Origin of the sequence: Myxococcus sp. CA005 (assembly GCF_006518205.1) — a bacterium.
GTDB lineage: Bacteria > Myxococcota > Myxococcia > Myxococcales > Myxococcaceae > Myxococcus > Myxococcus xanthus.
Window position 1 is genome coordinate 1 of sequence record NZ_SRLV01000196.1, and the last position, 1,444, is coordinate 1,444.

General features: G+C 70.1%; 1 protein-coding gene and 1 pseudogene. One reads left to right on the forward strand and one right to left on the reverse strand.

Annotated features, from left to right (window positions below; all coding sequences use genetic code 11):
* Nucleotides 1–137 precede the first annotated feature (137 nt).
* Nucleotides 138–581, reverse strand: a pseudogene (locus tag FMQ63_RS37085) (integrase core domain-containing protein); the annotation flags it as partial.
* A 275-nt stretch (nt 582–856) separates the two neighbouring features.
* On the opposite strand from FMQ63_RS37085, the gene FMQ63_RS37710 reads away from it, so the two are divergent.
* Nucleotides 857–1,306, forward strand: coding sequence for a hypothetical protein (locus FMQ63_RS37710; protein WP_167545716.1), 450 nt, complete (start codon nt 857–859; stop codon nt 1,304–1,306).
* The last annotated feature ends 138 nt before the right edge of the window (nt 1,307–1,444 follow it).

Consider the following 1,444-nt stretch of genomic DNA (forward strand, 5'->3'; position numbering starts at 1 on the left):
GTCCGGTTCGATGTGGCGGGGACCGGAGACGGAGTGATGGCGCGCTCTACACGGGCACGAAGCCGGAAACGGCGGATACGGCCAAGAGCAGCCTGCACACCACCGCGCCGGCCCCCGACCCGACCGCGTGAGGGGGTTCAGCCGATGCGCTTCATCTCCTGTTCTGCCGGGGAGAGGTTCGGAGAGGGCCGGAGACGGACGGGGCCCGCTGGCGTCCAGTTGCGTGTGCCACCTCTCCAGCGCTCGGGGTGACGGACTCGGGCACGCAGATACACTTGGTCGCGCCGGGCGAGGAGCGTTGCCTCGCGGCCGGAATGTCTGTCGTCCGGCGTGACGAAGCGGATGGCGGAGTGCCGGTGCTCGCTGTTGTACCAAGCCATGAAGCGCATCACCCATGCACGCGCGTCCTCGACGGACGCGAAGGGGCGCTGCGGGAAGGTGGGGCGGTATTTCAGCGTGCGGAGGAGGGCCTCGGAGAACGCATTGTCGTCCGAAACGCGGGGCCGGCTGAAGGATGGGGTGACGCCCAGCCACTGCAAGGTGGCCAAGAGCGTAGCGCCCTTCATCGGGTGTTGATGGTCACCAGGAAGCGCGGATTTCTGGTCATGGACGGCGAGAAGTTCGAGAGCTCCGCTGCCAGGGGCAGCGCTGGGTGCCGCCGAAAAGTTGAGGAGAGGAGCGCGAGCCGGTGGAGTCCGGGGCTGCGCGCGTCCTGAAAAGTCAGAAGGCCCACCAGCGACACCTGGAGGGCCTTCCTGGGGGCGCGCCCTGGTGTGCGAGAGGGGCGAGCCGGTGAGGAAGGGGTAGCGCACTCCGCGGCGCGGCGCCAGAAGTCGGCGCGCACGGGAAGGTGTGCGTGGAGTCATTGCGTCTGGTGGTGTGCGGGCGGCCGGAGTGCCGGAGGCTGTTCCAGCTGTGCAGCCGGTGCGACAGGGGGCAGCGCTACTGCGAGCGCAGGTGCGGGGTGCTGGCGCGCGCGGAGTCGGTGCGCGCGGCCGGGCGGCGCTACCAGCGCACCCGCGACGGACGGCATGCGCACGCCGAGCGCCAGGCCGCGTACCGGGGACGGCGGCGGAAAGTGACGCATCAGTCTCCCCCGCCAGGGGCCTTGGAGGTGACGGTGCCGCCCGCGCCGGCCCAGGCCACCACGCAGGTGTCCGCGGAGCCGAGCGCAGCGAGGCCACCTGCGTATGCACCACCGTCCATTCCGGCTTGCACGTCCTGCGGACGCGCCAATCCATTCCTCCGTCACACCACCCTGGCGCGCACCCGAATGGGCCCGCGCTGGCGACGCTACCCAGCCTGAGGAGGTGGGAGTGCGTATTCCGGTCATGGTGAGCACTCGTTCCGGCTCAAGCCGAGCAGCGATTCCGGCTGATGGCGAGCGGTCGGAGCGTCAGCGACGCTGGGTGGTTCATCCCTTGGCCTGCTTGCGGCCCTTCGT